This is a genomic window from Hallerella porci (assembly GCF_003148885.1).
Classification (GTDB): domain Bacteria; phylum Fibrobacterota; class Fibrobacteria; order Fibrobacterales; family Fibrobacteraceae; genus Hallerella; species Hallerella porci.
This window is the reverse complement of sequence record NZ_QGHD01000005.1, coordinates 65,875-89,124: the sequence shown is the minus strand read 5'-3', so window position 1 is coordinate 89,124 and position 23,250 is coordinate 65,875. Positions and strand designations below refer to the sequence as shown.

Genomic DNA, 23,250 nt, shown 5'->3' with positions numbered 1-23,250 from the left:
TGAAACTGAAAAAACGAGACTGCACGCGCCGCTTCGCGGCGCGTTTTCATTAGACAAGTTCTGCAGCGAGAGCTTCTAACTGAGCGACATTGGCATCGGTCATCGCAATTTTAATGCTGACTTTTGTCGATGCAAATGTGATACTCTTTGCGCCTTCTAATAATTTTTCCATCGCTTTATTTGCTGCGGGTGCCCACGCACCGTTTTCGATAAACGCAATCGTCCGATTCTGATAATTGCGTTCGTTCAAAAGTTCGATGAATTCGCGCATCGTCGGGAAAACGCCTGCGTTATAAGTCGTACTTGCCAGAACCAATTTACCATAGCGGAAAGCTTCTTCGACGCATTCGTAAATATCGTCGCGGGCAAGATCGACGACCACGACTTTTTTAGCGCCTTTTGCGTTCAAAATTTCAGCGAGTTTTTCTACCGCCTTTTTCGTGTTGCCGTAAACCGAAGTGTAAGCGATGACGATACCTTCGGATTCGACGCTATAGCTCGACCATGTCCGATAATAATTCAAATATTTTTCGATGTCTGCGTCCAAAACCGGACCGTGCAACGAGCAAATTTTTTCAATCGATTTGCCTTCTAATTTTTTGAACACGTTCTGCACATTCGCACCAAACTTACCGACGATTCCAAAATAATAACGTCTCGCTTCGCAAGCCCAACCTTCGGAATCTTCGACATCGAGCGCGCCGAATTTTCCAAAAGCATCCGCGCTAAACAAAACTTTTTCTGCGGTCTCGTAAGAGAACATCACTTCGGGCCAATGCACATTGGACGCTGCGATGAATTGCAACTGATGCGTTCCGAGTTCTAAAGTAGCGCCGTCTGCGACGACGATTTGCTTTGCCGTAATATCGCCGATCGCATTTCCAAATAAACTTTTGAGCATGACAAAAGCCATTTTCGAAGCGACGATTTTTGCGTCCGGATACACTTCCAAAAATTTCTGAATATTCGCCGAATGATCCATTTCCATGTGATGCACGACGAGATAATCCGGCTTGCGGCCTCCGGTCGCTTCTTGAATTTTTGAAAGCCATTCTTCGCCAAAGCCTTCGCCAACGCTATCCATCACGGCGATTTTTTCATCGACGATGACGTAAGAATTGTAAGCCATTCCGTTCGGCACATCAAAGATGCCTTCGAACAAATCAAGTTGATGTTCGTTAACGCCCACATAGCGGATCGAGTCAGAAATTTTCATTTTTATTTTTCCTTTTTTCCCTAAACTAACAAATTATAAAAGGAATTGTCTCGGAATAAGCGCACAAACTCTGCTGCAATCGCAAAAAAATTGCGCAGAAAATGAACGCTGCATTTCCCTTATTTTTTTAAGCGGAACGCTTCAAATATTTTTCGACATTTTTGCGAAGATTTAAGAAAATCACGACAATTTCGGGATCAAAATGTTTGCCGGAATCTTGAATTAAAATGGAGAATGCTTTGTCGAGAGGCATCGCATCTTTGTAAACGCGCTTCGAAACGAGAGCGTCGAAAACGTCGGCGACCGCCATAATTCTTGCGCTCAGCGGAATTTCGTTTCCTTTTAATCCTTCGGGATAACCCGAGCCGTCCCACTTTTCATGATGATAATGCGCGACATCGCAAGAAAGTTGGATCAAGCGTTCGTTGCCACTGCCCGCGAGAATATTTTCCACAATTTCTGCGCCGACTTTGGAATGCGTTTTCATCACTTCAAATTCTTCGGGAGTAAAGCGCCCGGGTTTATTCAAAATGTTATCGGCGATCATAATTTTGCCGACATCGTGAAGCGGCGCCGCATTCGTCAGCGAACGTACAAATTCTTCGTTCACTTCTTCGGGATGCAACTGATGATCCAACATATACGAAGCAATCATGCCGACGTACTTTTTCGTGCTGCGGACGTGTTCGCCTGTGTTGCCGTCGCGGCTTTCGATGAGAGTCGCCATACCTTCGATGACATTTTCTTGCAGGTTCATAATTTGATCGGTTTGCTCTTTGATTTTATTCGTCTGTTCAACGACTCGCGCTTCCAATGTTTGCTGCGATTTTTGAAGTTCATTCGCATAATGCGCTGCTTTAATGCGGTTCCTGTGACTGAGAGTGCAATAATACAAGACGACGATGAAAATCAAAAGCGAAAGAATTATATTCCGGAATAAATTCATTTGGACGCGGTGCAATAAATCTTCGGTGTTGATGACCATAACAACGCTCCAATCATCTTGCACTTTCTTCGAGAAGACGCGGCAATTTTTCCCATTGATTTCGGTATCGATTGTTTCTCCATTTGACTGCAAAATTTTTTGAATCAATTCTTTTCGTTCGCTGCTGACCGTGCTATCTTGCAAATAATTTTTCCCTTTTTCGCGTTCATCGGAATGGGCGACAATTAATCCGGACTGATCGATGATGAAACCGTAGCCGTGACCGTTTAAGCGAATTCCTTGCGCAATTCTTTGCATATCATCCATGACAATGTCAAGAGAAACCACGCTTTTCTTATCCGAAAGAAGTTGACTCACCGAAATCATTACGCTATGCGTTTGCGCGTCCAAATACGGCGGCACAATCACCGGTTTTCCATTTCCTTTTTTCGCCGCAGTATACCACGGACGTTCTTCGGGAACGTAACCTGCTTCTGGCTCCCAACCGATTCCGTCGAGATATTTGCCATTAAAAACGCCGTAAATTCCCGTGAAACTCGAATCGATTTGCGCGGTATATTCTGCGGATTCTTTTAATAAATACGCGAGAATTTTTTCCGGAGTTTCTCCCGATTGCATCATGTGATCGATCGTTAATCCCGTTACTTGGAGAACGTCCATTCCCATGAGCAAGAAATTATTCAACTTTTCGGATTCTTCGGAAACGGCGCGCGCCCCAATTTCAACCGCATCGCTTTTCGCTAATTTATAAAAGGAGCCAAAGCTATAAACGACGATGAAAATCAACGCAAGTAATGTTACCGCAAGCGTTACGATATACTGAATTCGGTCTTTGCGATCTTCGGTATAAGATTCTTTTTCTTTTTTCGTCATTTAAGTTTTATTTCCTTACAATTTTTGCCAAATATAATTATCTTTCCAAAAAATCGCAAATTTTTTTGGCATTTTTTCAATTTTCTTATCTTAAAAAATTTTGATTTAATTTTTTGCTTTTTTCGGCGCTAATTTTTCGGTAATTTTTGAAATCGAATCGTAAAGTTCGAGGAAATCTTCGACCCAAATCGCATCGCGTTCACCGACGAGGGAAAGCGCATTTTCCAAAGTGTGCTCGGCGTTATAGGGGCCGACAACCGCTCCCGAAAGCGAATGCCCAAATCCCGTTGCGTGTTTGCTGTAAAGAATCATCACAGCGCGAGCGCGGTAAGAGCGATGTAAACGCGAAATTAAAAGAGTTCGCAAAGAGAATAATTCCGCATAAGCAGCGTCAAATTTTCCGGCGGCGAGTTTCTGTTTCGCTTGCTCCATATTTTTGGAAAACGAAATGCGTTCGGCGACAGGAATCAAATAATTTTTGGCGTTGAGTTTTGCTTGGAGCGCATCCATTTCTTGTTCAATCGTCGAAGCATTCCAAAGCGGAACTTTTGCGGGCGCCGATTTCGCCGTGCGAGCGAGTTCTTTTTCGTGAGAATCCACCCAACGGTTTAAACGCAAAATCATTTCGTGCGCTTCCTCTTCTTCGCCTACGGTAATGTATTCTTCGATGCGGACGATGGAAAATTCTGCGTAAGAAAGACGCCAATACGGCAGACGATCCTTTTTGCGGAGTTCGTCTACTTTGGTTTTTAATGCGGTAAATTCTGCGTTTAAAGCTTCGTTCATTCCGGAGCGACCTCGGCTAAATTAGAACGACGAATCGGCGTAACGCCAATTTCAACGCGGCGATTTAAACTGCGATTTTTTTCACTCGTATTCGGGACGCGCGGATGATTTTCGCCAAAGCCTGCGGCAAAAACGCGTTCTGGCGGGAATCCTTGATTGATCAAAGTTTTCACCACATTGACAGCGCGTTCTGTCGAAAGATTCCAGTTCGTATAAGTCGGCGAATTGGTCGGCGTGTCATCGGTAAAACCCGAAACCATAATGGCATCGCCCGTATCCAAAACGTCTTGCAATCCTTTGCCAATCGATTTAATAATGTTCACGCCTTCGCTTGTCAAATCCGCACCGTTTCGCGGAAACAAAAACGATGCTTGAATTTGAATGTTTCCGTTTTCTAGTGCGATGATTCCTTTTTCGAGCGGGGCGCGCAGACTCTGCGAAAGTAAAGCGTTTCTTTCTTTGGCAACGCGGCGCATTTCTTCTTGGCAGCTGACGACTTCTTGTTCGGTACGCGTCAGCGCTTCGGCTTTCTTTTCTTTCATCGTCGTCATCGCTACAAAAGCGAGAATGAAAAGCGCAAGCAAACCGGCGGTTAAGTCGGTAAAAATGAGCCAGTGATTTTCTTCACGACGCTTCATAAATTATTCAGCCTTCTTCGGAGTTTTCTGCACTTGGTCAAGAATTTCAAGGAGAATTTCTTGCGTCTTCAATGCATTTTCCAGAAGCACTTCACCCGAGCGTTCTTGGAAGGACTGCAAAGCGGTATTCAGCTGATCCATAAAGTTCTGTTCATTTTCACGTTCCGGAACATCGCCCGAAAGTTTCGAGAGAACGGCTTCAATTCCCTTGCCGAACATTTCCAAGTTCGCCGCAAATTCGGATTGATTGACGCGCATGAGTTTCGCGGCTTCGGTAATTCCCGAGCCGAGCGCTTCCGTCGATTCATTTTCTTTGACGACGCGATTTTCAATTCCCGCAATAAGTTCACGCTGCGACGAAACCAAAAGTTCCGAAGACTTGGCGAGTTCTGCAAACGAAGACTGCACCTTTTGCGAAAGATTTTCGATTTCGCCGGTAACCGTATTCGAAAGTCCGACAGTTGAATCGTTCGCTTTCGAAGCCACTTCTTCGGCAACGCTGCGCAGAACTTCCAAGCCTTTTTGTTCTGCGGCGGCAACTTGTTCCGTCGACGTTTTTAACGATTCCATTAACGCATTCCACTGTTCGCTCGAATTTGAAATTTGCTTATCCAAATGCAACGAAATCGAATCCGCAACACTTGCCGAGAGATTTGAAATTTCTTTTTCGAGTCCCTCGACAACGCCCGATTCGATAGAGCGCACACTCGTCGAAAGTTTTTGCATTTCTTCGGAAAGGCCTGCAGTCACTTGCGAAAGCGAATCGCGAAGTTCTGCGGTTGCATTCTTGCCGGATTCCGAAATGCCTTCGGCTGCATTTTTCTGCACCGACACAAAATCCGCGGCGAGTTTTTGCACCGCAGTTTGCATCGAATCGAGTGCCACTTTCTGCGCATTTTCCAAATCGGCGACGGCTTTTTCGCCCGCTTTCAAAATGCCATCGGCAAACATTTTTTGAAGTTCCAAAAGATTTTGCTGTTGAGCATTTGATAAATTCGTCAAAGTTTTTTCTTCGGCAGATTGCAAGCCCGCGATACTTTGGGCGAGGGATTCTGTCCGAGAAATTTCGGCAGATTTCGAAGCTTCGATCATTCCGCGGAAATCGGCAGCGCGCGCCGCATCCGAAGCTTTCACCGTATCGATGAGTTTTCGAATTTCAACGGTGGCTTCATCTTTTTCGGATACCGTTTTCGGAATCAAATAGAAAAGTGTAAACGCATCTAATTCGGCGATAAGTTTTTCGTGATCCGATTCATAGGTCGCATAAATCGCATTTAAAATCAGCGCGGCAAAAAGTCCGCAAAGCGAAGAGCCGAAAATTCCCTTCATGCTCGCAAAAATATTTTGAATAATGCCGAGAGTCGTTTCGGAAGTTGCATTCGAATCAATTGCTCCGCCCGCCGCATTGATCGAAAGCATTAAGCCAAAAAATGTTCCCATGAGACCGAGCAAAACCACGACGCCGCTATGACTTTTAATCGGCAATTCTTCTTTCGAAGCCCACATCGATTTTAACATCGGCAAATCTTGAGCCGAAAGTGCGATATGACGTGACGCGAAGCGCTTCAAAAATTGCACGCGGTCTTGAAAAATTCCCGCAGGCAATTCTTCTGCGATAATTTCATTTCCCGCATCGCAAGCTTCCGCTGATTTTTTCAACAGATTCCGTTCTGCATCAGCTGTACGAACGCTGCTAAAAATTTGCATCGCCGACATCAAATAGATGACGAAAATCGCCACCATAATCACCCAGCCAAAAAGCGGAGCGCCAAAGTAAAAAGCTCCCAACGCAAGAATTGCTGCGCCGATTAACGAAACCATTAAAATCCGAAGAGATTTTGTCATTTTCATCCCATGTTTTTATGAGTAAAAAGATCCAACTGCCCGCGAGAAAATCCGCGGAGATATAAAAGCCATTTGTCGCGGTACCATTTGCCGACGAAAAGCGTGATTCCTTGTGCGTAATCGCAAAAGTCATCGGTAAAAGCGAGGAAGGCATTTTCGTATGCGATGTTAGCGTTATTTGCGCCGACATTTTTTGCGCAAGAACGCGCGGTTTGAAAATGCTTTGGCTTTTCGCGCGGCGGTTTAAATTCTGCCATGAAACGCGTCCGCGAAATGTTCGCAAGCGAAGCGCGCAAGCGAGCGGTCAACGCATATTCGCTAGAACGCAGCGCAGCTTCTAAAGACGGTAAAATTTTTGAAGCGGCGTCCACGGCACTTTCGCGATACCACAAACGAGAAAGTTTATCTTGCATGTGTTCTACGCGACCCGATAAATTGACGAGGAGTTTTTCCGCATCGCCCACCATCAAGTGAATCGTCGAAAAATAAAGATTGCGAAGTTTTTCTGCGGTGACGGAAAAATACCAACCGTGATCATCTTGAATAATGTACTGATTTTGCGAAAGCATCCGCGTGATTTCTTCTGTCGCAAAACGCTGCATCCACTTTGCCCGAAATTCTTCAAACTTTTGACGATATTCTTCGAGGATAATCGGAAAATCTTCGGCAGCTAATTTCCACGCAGCGGTTCCATTCGAAATCATTTCGCTGCCCGCCATCATTTCTTCGGGATTGGATTCGGCAGCGTCTAAATGTTCGTAAAGCGCAATAGACCAGCGGACATCCATCGACTGCGAAAGATTTGCCAGTTCCGAGGCACGATCCAAACGAAAGCCCAAGCCGAGTAAGCTTGTGCCCGTCATCCGTCGAATCGCTCTGCGAAATTTTTCGTCCACGCTTTACCTCAAAATTCCGCTTCAATTCTTTGCCAAACGCTTTTGGAAATGCGGCTGCTTTTTCCGGTATGCTCATCCAATTCGCGACGAATATCCGCTTCTAAATTATTCGCCACCGATTTTGCATCGCCGTCAAAAGAAGTGCCTTTATACAGATAAAGTCCAAAAACATTTTCTTGAATTTTTGTGTTGCGGAATCGCACGGAGCCGACGCCGACCGAAAGCGCAAAACGATTGCGTTTAAAATCGCAGCCGACGAGTTCGAAATGCGGCGAATTTTCAACCCAAAGTCCGTAGTAATTATTCACGAATTTAACGTTTTCAAATAATCCTTGCGAACGAATAATCGTATTGCGGAATGCATTTTCGATGCGCAAATTTTTTACGTGAAAATAATTTTCGCCCGTCGATAAATAAATGCCATTCCACGATTCTGCGGAATCCGCATTGAGAAATGCAATCGGTTTTTGCACAGAGCCTTCGATGCGAACGGTCCCGCGCAAATACAATTTAGCGTAGCCGCTAAAAAAAACTTCAACACCGGGTTCAATTTCTAACGTATCATTTTCTGCAAGAACAAAACTCGTTTCCAAAAGATACGGCGAAGAAATCGCAGGCAAAAAAACTTTGTGATGTTTGACGGAGGGAAACGGCGTCACCGCAAAAACGCTAGCGCTTAAAAGCGCAAAGAAAATCAAAATTTTTTTCATCCGCGAAGACTCCTCAACGTGATTTTCTGGCGGACGCGTAAATCAGGAATCGTATCGCCCAATTTCTTTTCGATGATGCGAACTTTTCCTTCGATTAAAAGTTCACCTTCGACAACTTTTCCCGCGTCGATGTCAAAGAGAATTGTGCCCGAGCCCAAAATAAAATCGGGGCTTTCCATAATTTGCGCATCGTCTTCGCTGTTCTGTTTATAGCGCACATTCATTTTTAATTTGGCGAGTTTTACGCCGCTGCGTTCAAAAACTTCTTCGAGTTTAAACCATTTATAAACAACGCTTTGTTTTCCATTTTCGTCAGCGATCACTTGCTGCCGTTCCCACGAATCGCCCACAGCGATTTTCCCAGCAGGAAGTACGGGCTGCACTTTGAGAAATACACGACGAATGTCCACATCGCCTACATCGGGAAGCGCAACCATTTCGTCTAAGCGGACAGAACTCATTTCACCGTCGCCGCCCATTTTATATTGCACAGCTTGCGTCTGCAAATAACGCTGAATGTGATCCGCTTCTTCGACAGAGCGATTGTCCGAAGAATACGACGCCGAATCAACGCGTAAAAGGAAACGTCCCGTGCCATCATCATAAGCCGAAAGAAGTTCCGAATGCACGCGCACATTAACATTCGCCGACATCGATTGCGATTCCGCAGCAGAATCTGCCACATTCAAAAGAATGCAAAGCGAACTTTGCAATTCATAATCTTCGGAAGTCGGATTTTGCGTATTAAAGCCGAGAGAAATTTTTTTCTCATCGCAAGCGATAAGCGCAAAAGAATAAAGCAGTAAAAGAAACGAGAGCGCAAAACGAATCATGCTATAAAAATAATTTATGAGAGCATTTCTTTTGGAGGCTTTGCTCCAGAATCGCCCTTCTTTAAGCGCATTTCCATGAAAAAAGCTTTGATAAGCCCGAGGCATTCTTCGGCTTTGACGCCGCCTGTGACTTGCACATTCAAATGCAATGCATTATTTTGAATGACTTCAATTGTGCTGCCGCAACCGCCGAAACGCGAATCGGGCGAACCGTAAACAATCCGCGAAATGCGACTATTTAAAATTGCGCCGGCACACATCGGGCACGGTTCCAAAGTCACATAAAGTGTAGCACCCGAAAGCCGCCAATTTTCGAGTGACGACGAAGCCGCTCCGATTGCGATAATTTCGGCATGCGCTGTCGCATCTTTGAGAGTTTCCACTTGATTATAGCCGCGGGCAATGCAACGTCCATCTTTGACGATAACGCAACCGATGGGAACTTCTCCCAAATCATAAGCTTTTTCGGCTTCGCGAATTGCGGCATCCATCCAGCGGATATCTTCGGAATCGGTCATTAAAATCTCCGTTTAATTTGCGTTCCGTTTTGGGAAAATGAAACGGAAAATATTCGCCATGAGAATTGTCATCACACAAGAAATCGCGGGATTCCAAAAGAAGCTAAACATACCGCCAAACGGTGGCACATAAGCAGGAATAATCGGAATGCGATTGAAGAGAAGTATCGAAGCCATTCCGCAGAAAACGCCAGCGAGCACCGCAGGAGAAGTTAATTTATGCGAAAAGAATGCGAGCAAGAAAAGGGCGAGAAGCGGACCCGTAAAAAGTCCTGTAAAGAAAAGCGCATTGGACAAAAGTGAACTTTGCATATCGGCAGCGATGAAAGCGCAAACCGTACTGAGAATCGCCCATAAAACGGTCCACTTTTTTGCCTTCGCCAGCGCGGACGCATTTTCCGAACGCACGAGTAAAATATCTTTCACCGTCGTATTGCCAAGCGCATTGATTGCACTCGAAAGACTGCTCATCGCCGCAGCGTAAATGGCAGCGACGACAAGTCCAGTTGCGCCTGCGGGCATTACATGCACAATAAAATGCGGGAAAACTTGATTGATGGGACATTCTGCCGGGAGAATGGAAACGCCTTTGACTTGATAATAAACAAAAAGACCTGCGCCAACCCAGAAGAAAAGAATCGAAACGAAAATGCCGAGAACCATGCTGAGCACACTCGATGCATTCGCCGATTTGACCGAATCACAGCTGAGATAACGCTGCACAAATTGCTGATCACAACCGCGAATTGAAATTTCGATGACCGCATAAACCAAGCCTGCAGACAATAAATTGCGCGCATTCGCCGGATCCCAATTTGCCGCATCAAAAAATTTCGTTTTGCCGGCTTCGGAAGCGAGCTGGAACATTTCGGAAAATCCGCCGATGCCTTTGGCCAAAATGAAAAGCGCAATGACGCCACCGCCAAAGAGCACGACAAATTGCAAAACATCCGTCCAAATGACCGCTTTAAATCCGCCGTACCATGTGTAAAGAGTTGCGACGACAGCGGTCACAAGAATCGCCACGTGAATATCAATTCCTAAAATCGGAGCGAGAACAAGAGAAGGCGCGTAAAGCAAAATTCCCATGCGCAAAAGCAAATGCAGACTATAAAAAACAGCTGCAATGCGGCGCACTTTCGAAGAAAATTTTACTTCAAAAAGTTCGTATGCGCTTGAAATTTTTGCGCTGCGAATCCGCGGAATAAAAATGAACCCGACGACGATAATCGCAATTAACGCGCCGATATTGTTCATGAGATAACTCATATCCGCCGAATAACTTTCTGCGGGATTTCCGAGGAAAGTGGTTGCGCTGACCGATGTCGCAATTAAACTAATCCCGATTGCAACCCACGGCATCGCTCCGCCGCCGCGCATATATTCGCTAAATCCGCAATTGCTTTTACGAGAAGCACAGATCCCGATTCCTACCGAGATGAGAATGTAAAGAACTAGAACAAGCCAATCAAGAGTTGTGAACATCTGAAGTTCCTTCTAAATTTTCTTTCGCTTTATCTGTTGCAAAGGTGCGTTCTTGATATTCAACAACGCGATTTCTTCCGGTTTCTTTTGCGTTATAAAGTGCAGCATCGGCATAGCTCACCGCACGTTTCATTTCGCCGTGGAATTCTCTGGTCGCTAAATAGCAGCCAATACTTACCGTCACTGCAATCGGTGCGCCTTGATGAATATCAAACGGAGCCGACGCCACCGCTTCGCGGATTTTTTCTGCAGTTCCCGTCAAAATTTCTTGAGTGGCACCAGGAATCGAAACGAAAAATTCTTCGCCGCCGTAACGCGCAAGCAAATTATCATCTTTATCCGCAACCGATGCGATTCGCGAAGCGATTCCTTTGAGAATGGTATCGCCCGCTTGGTGACCGTAAGTGTCATTGATATGCTTAAAGTGGTCGATGTCCATCATCATCACGCCGACATCTTTTTCTTGATGCACTTTGTTGAGTTCAACAATGCGTTCATCAATCGTGCGGCGGTTTAAAAGTCCGGTGAGAGCGTCGTGATAAATTTCAAATTGTTCGCGCTCCACTTGAGAGCCACGCTGATACGCAAAGTAAGCGATGTTCACCATAAAGCGGAGCAAATCTTTTTCTACTTGTTCAAGCTTTACGTCTTCGCGACGTTCTAAGCAAATCGCAAATTCCGACGGTTCATTTTTCACCACATTGCGCATCGTCATCGAACTCGGCTGCACAAAAAGATATTGCAATGCGTGATTCCGCGGTTCGCCTTCTTTCAAACGATAAACATATTCACGCCCGTGCAAACTGCGTTCCATCATAACATGCGAATTCATCGCAAGTTGGAAAATTCCTTTGTCCGAAAAAGAGAAGCGCATTCCTTCAAAAACTTTTTCATCTTCACCGCGGCAAAATGCCACCGTTCCTTCTTCGCTTTCGGGATGATCGTAAACGAGAATCATCATGCGATCCGAAATGAAATTCTGATTGACATATTCAAAAATTTCTTTGTAAGTATCTTTCAGCAAATTCGATTTGAAAAAATTCTGCTGATATTTTGCGAGTTCGTAGTATTTATTTTTTTCGATAAAATTCAACGCCGACAAACAACTCTTCCGCGTTAACATAAAGAACATCGACGCGAAACTTTCTAAAATCGAAATGATTGAAGAATTAAACGCATTCGTTTCTAAAGAATCGACGACCAAAGCGCCGACACATTGTTTTTCGGCGTGATAACACGGAACCGCTGCCACCGAATGAATTTGCGGCACCGATTTATAATAACCGAGACTTTTTCCATTTGGCAAATCGCCTTCTAAAATGCGCGACACATCGCGGTTTGCGAGCTGCCCAATAATTCCTGCGCCATCGGGAATATAAAAAGTGGGATCATCGTTAATTTCATTTTCTCCCGCCGACGAAAATTGGCGAATCGAAAAAAAGTGCCCTTCAACATTGCGGAAAAAGAAAACGACAGAATGCGACTTGGGCAAAAGTGCGCGCAGCGCAGATAATACCGGGCGATAAATTAAACTCAATTCTTGATCTAATTTTTCCCAAATTTCTTTACCTTTTAATTTGGCTAAAGACGATTCGTCTTCGGTCGAATTGGCAGAGACCATATCCCGCGTAGAAATAATCGGATCGGTTTGAGTCATCGCAGGGCGAAGAATGCGTCCAACAGCCGTCGCATCCGTTGTCCGCGTTGCCCGCAAAATCGGAACCGTTGCCGTCGGATTTTTTGCCGCCGTTAAACTCGGGCGATTTAACCACGCAAGCACAAGCGAAACAAGCGCAAACGGAATTGCAAAAAGAAATAATCCGCCTTGAAAAGCAAGGCCGATAAGCAATCCAGAAACGACGTATAAAATATCAGACATATTCCACCCACTTCAGCTAAAGACGGAACGATCGGTAAAGCATCCACACCGCCACCATCGCAAAAATCAAATGTCCAATCCAAGCACCCAGCATTGGATAAAGCGCACCGTTTTCTCCCATCTTCAGGCCGATTCGAATAACCACATAATAGCTAAACACAAGCAAAATCCCAACCCCGAATTTTTGAGAAAGCCCACCATTCCGACTAAATCGATGCGCAAGCGCTGCGCCGATAAGAAGAACGATAAAATTCATCATCGAGCCAGAGAATTTGAAATAGTAAGCGGTTTCCAATTTATTCGTGTTTTCGCCCGAACGTTTTTGCACTTCAATTTTTCGAAGAATTGTTTTCGCATCCATTTCATCGCCGCGTTGACGCTCATCCAAAAAATCTTCGGGAAGTAATGTCGTTTTGCCTTTTAAACTTTCCCGCACAAAATGACGAATTTGCACAGTTCCATCTTTTAAAAAGGTGCGATCATAACCTTCTTCTAAGCGCCAATAACCCGGTGCAATTTCTGCAGCCGAAGAATCTTTCGGCGCTAATTTTAAGAAGGCGAGCGCTTGATTTTTCCACGCAGAAATTTTCTGCAAAAGCGAAATATTTTCCGCCGAATTTTGGGCGAGAGAATCCTGCGATGGCGTTAATGAATCCGCAGAAACATCCGCCGTTTGAATAATTTCTCCGCGGCGATTTGCTTTTTTCCGTTCCACCGATTCTCCAATTTTCTTTTCTTCCACTTTTAAAGTTTCGGGTTCTACCCAACGTAAACGCCTTGCGTCAAAGCGTTCATAAAGTTCACCGTCGCGGTAAATGAGTAGCACGACATCGCGCCCGACTTTGGATGTGCCGCCGTAAGAGCGCATAAACCAACTCGTTTTATCGCCCGAAATGTAAACGAAATCCCGCTTATCTTTTATTCGCGGGTCGCGTCTTTGCTGCGATGCGGGCTCCATAATTTTATAACGCTCATGATTCGCATCGGGGAGAACTTTTGCATCTAAATAAAAAGAGAAAAGAGTCATCCCTGCGCCCGCAAAAAAGATGGGAACGAGAGCGCGGAAAGGACTGCGTCCCGATTGCTGAATCGCAGTCATTTCCAAATGCCGCGACATATTTCCCACCGAAGCGACGACGCCGATGAAAAGCGCCACAGGACTCACCAAATAAATGATATACGGCAAATACGCCAAATAATAACCGCGAGCATCCATCACATCGCGGGCAAGCCAAGTGCGAATATTTCCCACGAAGTCGATGACGATGAACATGAAAACAGCGCCCAAAAGGACGAGCAAAAACATCTTCAAAAAATTGCCGAGAAGATACCGCGAAAATTTCATTTCGAGACCTCTTGCGATTTTTTACGCTGCAATTTTTGCCAAATTCGGCGGAAGAAATTTTTCACATGACCAAGCGGAGAAGTTCCCGAATAACGGTCGCGATACATTTTCCACATAAAGAGAACGCCGCAACTTCCGATAATCACATTCGAAATCCACATCGCAAGAATCGGAGAAACGATTAAGCGGTCCGCTAAATTTTCGCCGCCGATTAAGCACACCCAATACAACACAAAAAATGCGATGCTGTAAATAATTCCCGTTCCGATGCCACCTTTCCGCGCCATAATGCCGAGAGGCGCTCCGATTAAAACAAAAATGAAACAAGCGACTCCGGTGCTGAATTTTTTGTGCACTTCGACCCAATATTGCGCTTGGCGTTTTTGTTCGTTAAGCACGCGTTCTGTCGTCCGACGAATTAAACGCAAACGAGTCTTTTCGGAAATGGAAACATCGCGCAGAGCCCGCAAATGTTTGAGCGAATCCGGAGTCAATTTCCAATCGCCTTCTTTCGGGAGAATGGAATCGCCGAGAGCAGCTTTCCGCAGACGCACTAAATCAGGGAATAAAGTTTCGTGCGATTCTTGGACGATTGCCGCTTCATTTTTTTTTGCTTCGCGGATAACGTCGAGCATCATATTCACCGGCATTTCACGGTCGCTTCGATGTTTTCTATCTCGTCTTTCCAAGCGATCGTTGACATTTTTCACAGCGAAATCTTCGGACGAAAAACGAATGCGAAAATATTGTGCGGGATCATCTTTGTCGGCGATGTGATTTTCTCCGCTTTTTAAACGCAACATTAAAGTCGCTCCATGATCTGCGTAATCCATTGTCGCACTGTCTGCGATGACGACGCGAGGCGGGCCTTTTCCATCGGTTTCAAAAATTTGAATTCCGTAAAGAGTTCCTGTCGAAGGATCGATGCGATCGACCCAAAGTTGCACGCCGGGAAACTGCGTAATCAATTTTCCGGCATCGATAAACGCATGCGGTTTTTTCCGCGAAACAGCGCTCATGAGTTCTACCGATTTATGATTCGCTTCGGGAAGAATCCAATTATTAAATAAGATGAGAAGTTCCGAAATGAGAACGCCCACGAGTAAAACCGGGCGCATCATCGCAAGCGGAGAAACTCCCGCCGCTTTCATCGCTGTAATTTCTTGGTCCCCCGAAAGGCGTCCAAACGCCATCAAGCACGCGACAAGAACCGCCATCGGAATAGAAAGCGAAAGCATCCACGCAATATTCAGCGCAAAAATTTCAAGCACCGTTGAAATGGGAAGTCCTTTCGAAAGTACATTATCGAGAATCGTCACCAAAAAATCAACGACAAAAAGGAATGTGATGACAAACAGCGCGAGCAAAAACGGCGCTATATGTTCCTTCAGCACATACCGTACAAGAATCATAAAATTTCTATTCTCATTTTTTGCTAATTTAGAAACTTGAAAACGTTCCATCCTTTTCTAGACGGACCAATGCGCAAAAAAAATTACATCTCGCTCATCGCGTTATCTGGACTTTTCACCGCGATTATTCTCACCTTCTCCGCTTGCGCTTCCGAAGGCGGCGGCGATCGCACTCAAATGTGCCGGAAACGTTTTGAAGAAGCGGACAAAGATTTTAAAGAAGGCCGTTACGGCAGAGTGAAAGAACCTCTCGAAGAAATTTTAAATCTCTGCATCGGCACCGGCTACATGGAACAATCGCAGTTCCTTCTCGCCGAAAGTTACTTCAATTTGGAAGAATGGCTTGAAGCCCGCGGAGAATACGGCAGTTTCATCAATAATTTCCCGAGTTCTCCATTCATCGAAACCGCAGAATTTCGCAAAGCGGTTTCCGCATTCAACATCGAATATAACATTGACCGCGACGAAACCAATACGACTTTAGCGATGAAAGATTTCGAAAAATTCATGTCGAATTATCCGGAATCTCCGCTGATTGATTCGGTCAGCTATTATATGAATTTACTTTTGGAACGCCGCGCCGAACGCGATTATCGCACCGCTCGCCTTTATCATAAATTAGGACATCCGCAGTCGACTGTCATTTATATGAAGGAATTTTTGGATTTGTATCCGAAGAGCAAGCGCCGCCCCGAAGCCTTATATCTTTTAATCGAAAGTTATGCGGAACTCGATCAATTTGAAACTGCTCGCTATTACTTGGACAATTACCGCACAACCGTTCCCGATAGCATTCAGAAACGCATCGAATCGGTAGAAGACCAAGAAAAGTATATTGCGAAATTGGAAAAGAAATTCCAGAAACGCATTCTCAAAGAGCAAGCCGAAAAATTGCAAGAAAAAGAAGAGGCAAAAGAAGAAGCCGAAGCGCATCCCGAAGAAGATGAAGAAGAGGACGAATACGAGTGAAAAATTTTTTGCTCGCCATCGTGATTTTCTGCGCGGCAATTTCTGCGGCGTCTGATTCTTCTATCGGATTTGATTCCCGCGAAGCATCTTCCGAAAAGTCAGAAGATCGCAGCATTCTTTCCTTTTTCATTCAGCCGTCCATTTCATTTATCGGATTTGATTCCCGCGATAAATTCCAAGCGCAAATCGATACGATTTACAAAGATTTTCGTGCGCAAGCATTGACCGAAGCGGAATCGGCTTACGTCGCCAAGCAAGATTTTCAAAATGTGAATTTCTGTTTTCCGATTACAGCGGGTTTGCAATATCAAATTCGCGATGGACATTTTATGAGTCTCGGATTCGGTTACATTTACGATAATGAATCCGTCGTCGTCACCGACCGCAAAGACAAAATTCATAATTACAGTTACACGTTGCAAGGATTTCCGCTGTATTTAGAATATCGCATCGCATTTCCGACAAGTCTTATTTCTATTTCGAACGCAAGCCTTTTTAGCATTTCTGTTCGTTGGTATTGGATGCTTCCCGGGACCGAAATTTATTCGAGCTGGGGACACATCGAAGCAGAAACGAAACCTTACGGCAACGGCTTCGGCGTAAGCTTAGGCTATCTCGTAACGTCGTGGAAGAACATCAACATTTACGGAGACATCGGTTATTCTCGCATTATCGTGCGCTCCGATGAACCATTTTCTGGAGTCGTTCCCGACACCGATACAGACAAAGCCAAATGGGATTTAGGCGGTTTAATGCTTCAATTCCGCTTTAGTTTAGGCGTCATCAACAAGAAAAAATAATCCGCTATGTTCAAGCCGGAATACGCCGAAATTCATTACAAATTCAAACTTCCTTGGTCGCTGCTTTACAAAAAAGAGCCCGAAATTATTGTTGATGCGCCCTTTCAAATCGTCCCCGGAAAATCGGTAAAACTTTTTCTCATTATCCGCGAAGGCAATCGCTTTCCCGTTTTTCTCAAAAATTTTTCGGCGGATTTTATCTGCGGAAAAACGCGCATTCGCAAATGGCAACCGTTAAACGAATTGGTCAATTCTGCATTTCGTTTTATCGAAATCGATTGCGGGAAAATGCCCGCGGGAAATTATACTGTCGAAACTCAAGTTCAAATAAAAATCAACGGCAAAGAAAAATGCATTCACCGATTTAATTTAAGCGGACTTACGACGACTCCGCTCCGCATTTGCGTTTTACAAAATCCGATTCCAAAACCCGCAGGATTTATCGCAGGCGAAACGCATGCGCACACTTACATTTCGGCTGACCCCGTTGAATTTGGCGCATCGCCCGCCGTTCTACAAAAAGCCGCAAAATCCGTCGGCTTGGATTTTGTTTTTTGCACCGATCATTCTTACGATTTTGCCTTTGACGAAAACGATTATATGATTCGCGCCGATGCGAATGTGCGCTTTGAAAAATTGCGAAAAGAAATCGCTGCACTTGCGCCATCGCCAAGCCTCATTGCGGGCGAAGAAATTTCTGCGGGAAATTCACAAAACAAAAATGTGCATTTGCTTTTTCCCGGAAATCCATTTTATGTTCCCGGCGAAGGCGACTGCGGCAGAAAATGGTTAAACAATAAGCCGACTCTTTCAATTGCAGAAATCGTAAACAAAACAAATTTGCCATGCATCGCTGCCCATCCAAAAGAAACGATGAGCCGTTTAGAACGCTTTATTTTTCGACGCGGCGATTGGAGCGCGAACGATTTACAAAAGAATTCGAAAAATCCGATTGTCGCTTTAGAATTTTGGAACGGTTCTCGCGACGCGGGATTTTACCGCGGAAAAAATTTTTGGATTTCGGAACTTGAAAAAGGAAATTTCATTTTACCCTTTGGCGGAAACGACGCACACGGCGATTTGAATGAATTCACCGGCGTTCAAATTCCGCTTTTCCGATTAAAACGTTCGCACGCACACATTTTTGGCAAAGTGCGCACAGTCCTTTTTGGCGAAAATCCGCTGAAACTTTTCTGCGGAATGAATTTATATGTAACCGATGGACCTGCGCTCTGGTGGACTACTTCTCAATCCGAAGTTACTTTCCATTTTTTAAGCAACTCGGACTTCGGAAGTCAAAAATCGATTCGCATTTTTGGGAAAAAATTTTCCGACGAAAAAGAAAAGGAAATCGAAAAAATCGATTTCCAAAAAATTTCTGAATTTGAATTAACGATTTCTCTTGCGCGAAAAGATTTTCAATATCTACGCGCTGAAGCCGAAACCGAAAACGGAAATTTTGCGCTTACAAGTGCCTGCCCTGCGAACGCAGATAACGTTCATACATAAACATCGCTAACAAATTTTTGTGATCGATGAATTGTTTTCCCGCTTCTTCGTAAGGAAGCACGACTGTTTTAATCCATTCATTTTCATCGGTATATTCTTGACGCCGACCATCTAAACGTTTCAATTCTTCGGGAGAAACTTCGCGTTCAATTGCATACAAACGAATGCGTTCATCCAAAAGGCCGCAGCTTCCTGCGTGACCATCTAATTTTCCGTCGGTATAAAAGCCGGTGAGGTCGATCAATTCTTCGTCTTTCGCATCGATCATCGCTTCTTCTTTTAATTCCGAAAGCGCCACTTTGCGATAATCCAAAGACCAATCGAGAATGCCCGCGGGAATTTCTAACGATTCCGTTTCGGAAATCGCAAAACGAGGCTGCCGCACCAAAAGCAAATACGGTTTTCCTTCGCAGCGAAGCACGACCAAAACGCCCACAGCATTGCCGCGAACAAGAACAATTCCGTGCACCGGTTTTCCATCGGGAAGTGTCGCCATCGCCGTCAATTTAATGAAAAGCGGCGAATGATCTTTAAACCGAAAATCCACAGAAGAAAAATGAATTTTTGAAACGATGAATTTTTCTTGAGAATTTTTCAGCCATGTTTGAAAAAGTTGACTGTTCACAACCGCATCGCGATCGCTTTCTAAAACTTCATCGGAAAAAGTAAATTCAACGTCTTTTTGTTCCATTTGATTTTTCCTTTTCAATTCCCACCGAAGCTTTTTTCCATGCAGAAAGTAATGTATCAGCCTTCGCGGAATCGAGAATTTCTTTTTTCGTTTTTAAATCGAAAATCATCCAATCGGCATGCGCCGCAGGCCCGCAAGATTTTTCATCGGATGCGGGAACGAATACAAAATGTTTCGTCGTGAAGTAACGTCCAAACGAAACCATTCCCGAAAAATCGCCGTGATCTAAACTCGCGCAATGCGGAATTTTTTCGACGAAATAATTTGTGTTAAACCAATTCGTGTCCAAGTAATTGTAAACGGAATCGCTGAAACTTGTCGAATCAATTTTCCAGTTTGAACTTTTGCAATAAACGAGAGAATCCCCTGCGGTATCGGCTGCGCAAACCGCGCGAATTTGCACCGTATTCGTGTCCAAGCGCCGCCACGATGTATTCCAAATCGTATCGGGAATGACTTCGCAAGTATCGTGAATGACTTTGCATTTTGCATTCACATAGCGAAATTCAAAAGTATCGACGCGAATTGAATCCGTCACCGTTAAAACGCCTGCGGTATCGTTAAATGTGCGACGCGGAAATTTATACGGATTTTTAAACGAAGAATCGAGATAAACCGAAATGCTTTCGGCGCGAAGTTCGCCTTTTCGAATGAGAATGGAATCTTTAAAAGTCGCATTCGCAGCCACCGAAGTGTCTTCGCTGCCGACAAAAAAATCATTGTGCGAATTTCCTTCGATGCGAAGTTCCCGAATATTTCGCGATTTCCACGATTCTGGGAATGCGATGAGAAGAGTCGTATCGGGGCGGAAAATCGGGCTCGGGCAATCGGTAATTCCCGTATTTCCGAGGGCGAGTTTTACCGTGACAACGGCGATTGTATCTTCTTGAAAATTCAAATGCAATTCGATATTGCGCAAAAAACAATTTCCAAAAGTCCACATGCTATCGAGAGTTAGTCGAATCGTATCGCCTTGCACATGAAAGCGAAATCCCGAATCAATTTCTGCAGAAAGCACATAGCCGTAGCCATCTAAATCAAATCCATCGGGATAAATATCGATGGGACCATCGTCGGATTGCGAACAAGCGAAAAACATTCCCACGAGAAAAAGAAGAATGCTGCGCTTCATTTAAAACCCCGCATCCATTCGGAAACGCGTCACATAATTTGCTTCGGCGACATGCGTTTCGCGGTAAAAATCATCCCAACGAACAAAGCGACCGTTGCGCAAAACTTCTAAGAAAAATGCAGAACTATCGCTCGGCGAAAGGCGTCCCAAAACATCGTCCGCTTGAATTTTTGCGCCCGCTTGAATCCCCGGAGAAATTAAAGAAATTCCCGAGACGCGAGAAAATAAATTGCCTCCGTGATTGAGAAAAATTTTATAACCGAGAGAATCTTTTTCGACGGAAACAATTTCCGCAGCGAGAATCGGAAAGACCGGCGCTTCGCCGATGCCGATAAAAAGATCTTTCAACAAAAGTTCTTCGCGTCCGCCAAAATCGAAATTGGAAAAAATCGGAATTGCTCCGCCCGAAAGCGGATTCCGCGGACAAACTCCCGGATAACGGCAACCGTCTGCGCGCACCCACGCATACGAAGAATCCGCCATCATCCAATAAAAATACCAGTTCACCGTTGAATCGCTTTGCACGCCGATGATTTTCGGTTTCCAAAAATTCGCGGTATCCGACATCCAATGCACTTTCTGCGGATACGAACTTCCGGGAATATTCGCAACATAACGCACAAAGGAATTTTCAGGAAGCATTGAAATATCTGCCGCAGATTTTAAAGTCCACGAACAACCGCCCCAAAATTTTTTCTTCATCGTAAACGGCGAACCGTGAGAAAATTCACAGCCTTCGCGCCATTCCGTTTCAAAATCCGCATAAGTCAATTCTTTTTGCGGATGACGATTTTTTTCTTCGATAAATTGATACGCTTTCTGAACGGCTCCGCTCGAATAAACTCCATAAAGCAAAAATAAACCGAGCAAAGTCCGAATAATCGGAATTCGCTTTTTCCTTTTCGGCTTCAAATTTTTGTATTCGCGAAACGAATCCATTAGACCAAAGTCATATAAGCAATAACGCCAGCGACGACGAGAAGAGCGAGAACAATCCAAATGCCCGCAGACGATTTTTGCTTTTCTTCTTTGAAAGGATTATCCATTCCCTTGATGGAATTATCTTTATGAATCGCATTAAAACTTTTGGTAAAGCGTCCCGTGACACGGCGACGAATTGATTGCATCGATCCCGACGGGCGGCGATTTTCGCTTTTCACTTCGGCAGAAAGTTCCGGAGCCGGTTCTTCATTTTTGAGCGAATCTTCTTTGATAGAGAACGAAAGCATGTCCGCTTCTTTGCGGAAAATGAGAAGACTTTTATCAAGTCCCGCTTTGTGCAAACAATCGACAACGATATCGTGATCCGTGAGAACGCCAAATGCGCCGTTCTTTTCGGCAAGTTCTTGCCGCACTATTTTAAATGCGCTGCAAGCATCGCTATAAAGGAAATCAATTCCTGTCAAATCGATTGCGATAAAACTCGAGCCTTTATCCAAAAGAGGCTGCACATCTTTTTTGAATTGTTCTGCATCGAATGCTCCAATCGGAGTAATCGGCGCCGAGACCAAATCAAATAATCCAACTGCTCGAAAATTATTGAGTTCGCTCATAATTCTAATATACCTTATTCTTCCCAGTAAATGCCACCCGAAGAATCCTCGTCCAAAGTTTCTTCCGAAGTCGGTTCCATTTCCGAAACCGCAGATTTTTCTTCTGCTTCTTCCGATTTTTCCATCGCTTGCGATTGCATCGCTGACGGTTTGGGTTCCGATTTTTTCTTCGGGAACAGGAATAATCCCGGTGAAAATTCAAGGCTTACGCGGTGCACAGCCGAAAGAGTCGGATGCGATTCAAATGCATAATCGACCCGCAGCCAATTCGAAAGCGCAATGCCCGCGCCCGCAGTCCAGCTTTCCATTTCCGAAAGACTTGCAAGACCCGCGCGCAGAGAAAGTCCAAAATCAAATGCAAATTCTACGCCCGCTCGACCGCCGCCAAACCAATCGCCCGGATGTTCCCAAAATCTGCCGCCGCGCGGTTCACCGTCCCAATCTTCATCGCGGTTTTCGCGGTGCAAAATTCCCGCGCTTTGCCAATAGGCGCCGAGCTTTCCGTAGAAATAAGAAATCGGCTGTTCAAAATGCAACGCCAAATACCATTCGGGAGAACTGTATTCAAAAGTTCCTTCTTCCCAAGTCGTCGCGGACGAAGTCCAACCTTTGAGAAATGTCGAAACCGTAAACTGCGGATGCACATGATAATTGGCGCCGATGTCTCCGCGAAATCCCCAACCGGTCTGATCGAGTTCGCGGTAAAGTCCGTGAAAACTCACGCCCACATCCAAGCGATCATCCAAGAATCGACGACCCCAAGCAAGGGTGAACACATAGTCCGCAATCGAAAGAGTTCGATAATCCGAGCCTTCGGGCAGCGGATCTCCTTCGGCAATCCACGGAATATCGTCTGCACCGAAACGCGAAAAAGCAATTCCGAGTCCGCCTAATTCGCCGAGTGGAAATTGAACCGCACCATAATCGTAACGCGTATCTTCGTAGTAAGCGACATGGCTAAATGCGACCCAAGAATTTTCAACATTCGCTAATTGCTGCGGATTAGAAGTAAGTTCCAAAAGGTCGTGATCCACAGCAAGAGAGGCTCCGCCGAGAGAAGCAGAACGCGCGCCCGCATGAATATCAAGCGAAGCGTTTGCGCCCACCACACGATCCATCGCCCACGCTTGCCAAGCGGCAAACGCCAGAAGAATCGACAGCGATTTTACCATTCTGCGGAACATTTTTCACAAGATAAAATTTTCCGCGAAATC

General features: G+C 44.9%; 21 protein-coding genes. 3 read left to right on the top strand and 18 right to left on the bottom strand.

Features of this window, described 5'->3' with window-relative positions; genetic code table 11:
* Positions 1 to 49: 49 nt before the first annotated feature.
* The 13 genes from B0H50_RS04175 to B0H50_RS04115 form a co-directional block, all read right to left on the bottom strand.
* Positions 50 to 1,216: an FprA family A-type flavoprotein gene (locus B0H50_RS04175; protein ID WP_109587292.1), complete on the bottom strand. Its 1,167-nt coding sequence runs from the start codon at positions 1,214 to 1,216 to the stop codon at positions 50 to 52.
* 127 nt (positions 1,217 to 1,343) lie between these two features.
* The gene (locus tag B0H50_RS04170; RefSeq protein ID WP_109587291.1) at positions 1,344 to 3,035 is read right to left on the bottom strand and encodes an HD domain-containing phosphohydrolase; all 1,692 of its coding nucleotides are present in this window, start codon (positions 3,033 to 3,035) and stop codon (positions 1,344 to 1,346) included.
* Positions 3,036 to 3,140: 105 nt separating this feature from the next.
* Positions 3,141 to 3,821 (bottom strand): hypothetical protein, encoded by a 681-nt coding sequence (locus B0H50_RS04165; RefSeq protein WP_106197989.1) that lies wholly within the window; start codon positions 3,819 to 3,821, stop codon positions 3,141 to 3,143.
* Positions 3,818 to 4,459: an OmpA family protein gene (locus tag B0H50_RS04160; RefSeq protein ID WP_106197990.1), complete on the bottom strand. Its 642-nt coding sequence runs from the start codon at positions 4,457 to 4,459 to the stop codon at positions 3,818 to 3,820. The genes B0H50_RS04165 and B0H50_RS04160 overlap by 4 nt, the downstream gene beginning before the upstream one ends.
* Before the next feature lie 3 nt (positions 4,460 to 4,462).
* Positions 4,463 to 6,304, bottom strand: a complete 1,842-nt coding sequence (locus B0H50_RS04155; RefSeq protein ID WP_146129133.1) for a hypothetical protein — start codon at positions 6,302 to 6,304, stop codon at positions 4,463 to 4,465.
* Positions 6,305 to 6,306: 2 nt separating this feature from the next.
* A complete protein-coding gene (locus B0H50_RS04150; RefSeq protein WP_109587290.1) occupies positions 6,307 to 7,200 on the bottom strand; it encodes a hypothetical protein in 894 nt (297 codons plus the stop codon).
* A gap of 8 nt (positions 7,201 to 7,208) precedes the next feature.
* On the bottom strand, positions 7,209 to 7,910 hold the full coding sequence (locus tag B0H50_RS04145; protein WP_106197993.1) for a right-handed parallel beta-helix repeat-containing protein: 702 nt from the start codon (positions 7,908 to 7,910) through the stop codon (positions 7,209 to 7,211).
* Positions 7,907 to 8,743, bottom strand: coding sequence for a hypothetical protein (locus B0H50_RS04140; RefSeq protein WP_109587289.1), 837 nt, complete (start codon positions 8,741 to 8,743; stop codon positions 7,907 to 7,909). The genes B0H50_RS04145 and B0H50_RS04140 overlap by 4 nt, the downstream gene beginning before the upstream one ends.
* 14 nt (positions 8,744 to 8,757) lie before the next feature.
* A complete protein-coding gene (tadA, locus tag B0H50_RS04135) occupies positions 8,758 to 9,261 on the bottom strand; it encodes a tRNA adenosine(34) deaminase TadA (protein ID WP_233244499.1) in 504 nt (167 codons plus the stop codon).
* A gap of 12 nt (positions 9,262 to 9,273) precedes the next feature.
* Positions 9,274 to 10,746, bottom strand: a complete 1,473-nt coding sequence (locus tag B0H50_RS04130; RefSeq protein WP_106197995.1) for a sodium:solute symporter family transporter — start codon at positions 10,744 to 10,746, stop codon at positions 9,274 to 9,276.
* On the bottom strand, positions 10,730 to 12,625 hold the full coding sequence (locus B0H50_RS04125; protein ID WP_109587288.1) for a sensor domain-containing diguanylate cyclase: 1,896 nt from the start codon (positions 12,623 to 12,625) through the stop codon (positions 10,730 to 10,732). The genes B0H50_RS04130 and B0H50_RS04125 overlap by 17 nt, the downstream gene beginning before the upstream one ends.
* Positions 12,626 to 12,641: 16 nt before the next feature.
* Positions 12,642 to 13,970 (bottom strand): LptF/LptG family permease, encoded by a 1,329-nt coding sequence (locus tag B0H50_RS04120; protein ID WP_106197997.1) that lies wholly within the window; start codon positions 13,968 to 13,970, stop codon positions 12,642 to 12,644.
* A complete protein-coding gene (locus tag B0H50_RS04115) occupies positions 13,967 to 15,382 on the bottom strand; it encodes an LptF/LptG family permease (RefSeq protein ID WP_106198064.1) in 1,416 nt (471 codons plus the stop codon). Before B0H50_RS04115 ends, B0H50_RS04120 begins: the two co-directional genes overlap by 4 nt.
* Positions 15,383 to 15,451: 69 nt before the next feature.
* On the opposite strand from B0H50_RS04115, the gene B0H50_RS04110 reads away from it, so the two are divergent.
* The 3 genes from B0H50_RS04110 to B0H50_RS04100 are packed head-to-tail and all read left to right on the top strand — an operon-like array spanning position 15,452 to position 18,660.
* On the top strand, positions 15,452 to 16,351 hold the full coding sequence (locus B0H50_RS04110; RefSeq protein WP_106197998.1) for an outer membrane protein assembly factor BamD: 900 nt from the start codon (positions 15,452 to 15,454) through the stop codon (positions 16,349 to 16,351).
* Positions 16,348 to 17,151: a hypothetical protein gene (locus tag B0H50_RS04105; protein ID WP_109587287.1), complete on the top strand. Its 804-nt coding sequence runs from the start codon at positions 16,348 to 16,350 to the stop codon at positions 17,149 to 17,151. The genes B0H50_RS04110 and B0H50_RS04105 overlap by 4 nt, the downstream gene beginning before the upstream one ends.
* A gap of 6 nt (positions 17,152 to 17,157) precedes the next feature.
* Complete coding sequence (locus B0H50_RS04100; RefSeq protein ID WP_106198000.1) at positions 17,158 to 18,660, top strand: PHP domain-containing protein; 1,503 nt, start codon at positions 17,158 to 17,160, stop codon at positions 18,658 to 18,660.
* On the opposite strand, the gene B0H50_RS04095 is transcribed toward B0H50_RS04100, so the two are convergent.
* From B0H50_RS04095 to B0H50_RS04075, 5 genes are read right to left on the bottom strand one after another with little or no spacing between them, the layout of a single operon-like run.
* A complete protein-coding gene (locus tag B0H50_RS04095) occupies positions 18,617 to 19,351 on the bottom strand; it encodes an NUDIX domain-containing protein (protein ID WP_106198001.1) in 735 nt (244 codons plus the stop codon). The genes B0H50_RS04100 and B0H50_RS04095 overlap by 44 nt on opposite strands.
* Positions 19,332 to 20,483: a hypothetical protein gene (locus B0H50_RS04090; RefSeq protein WP_106198002.1), complete on the bottom strand. Its 1,152-nt coding sequence runs from the start codon at positions 20,481 to 20,483 to the stop codon at positions 19,332 to 19,334. The genes B0H50_RS04095 and B0H50_RS04090 overlap by 20 nt, the downstream gene beginning before the upstream one ends.
* Positions 20,484 to 21,422, bottom strand: coding sequence for a hypothetical protein (locus B0H50_RS04085; protein WP_106198003.1), 939 nt, complete (start codon positions 21,420 to 21,422; stop codon positions 20,484 to 20,486).
* Positions 21,422 to 22,036, bottom strand: coding sequence for an STAS domain-containing protein (locus B0H50_RS04080; protein WP_106198004.1), 615 nt, complete (start codon positions 22,034 to 22,036; stop codon positions 21,422 to 21,424). The genes B0H50_RS04085 and B0H50_RS04080 overlap by 1 nt, the downstream gene beginning before the upstream one ends.
* A 14-nt stretch (positions 22,037 to 22,050) precedes the next feature.
* Complete coding sequence (locus B0H50_RS04075; protein WP_106198005.1) at positions 22,051 to 23,220, bottom strand: PorV/PorQ family protein; 1,170 nt, start codon at positions 23,218 to 23,220, stop codon at positions 22,051 to 22,053.
* Between the last annotated feature and the right edge of the window lie 30 nt (positions 23,221 to 23,250).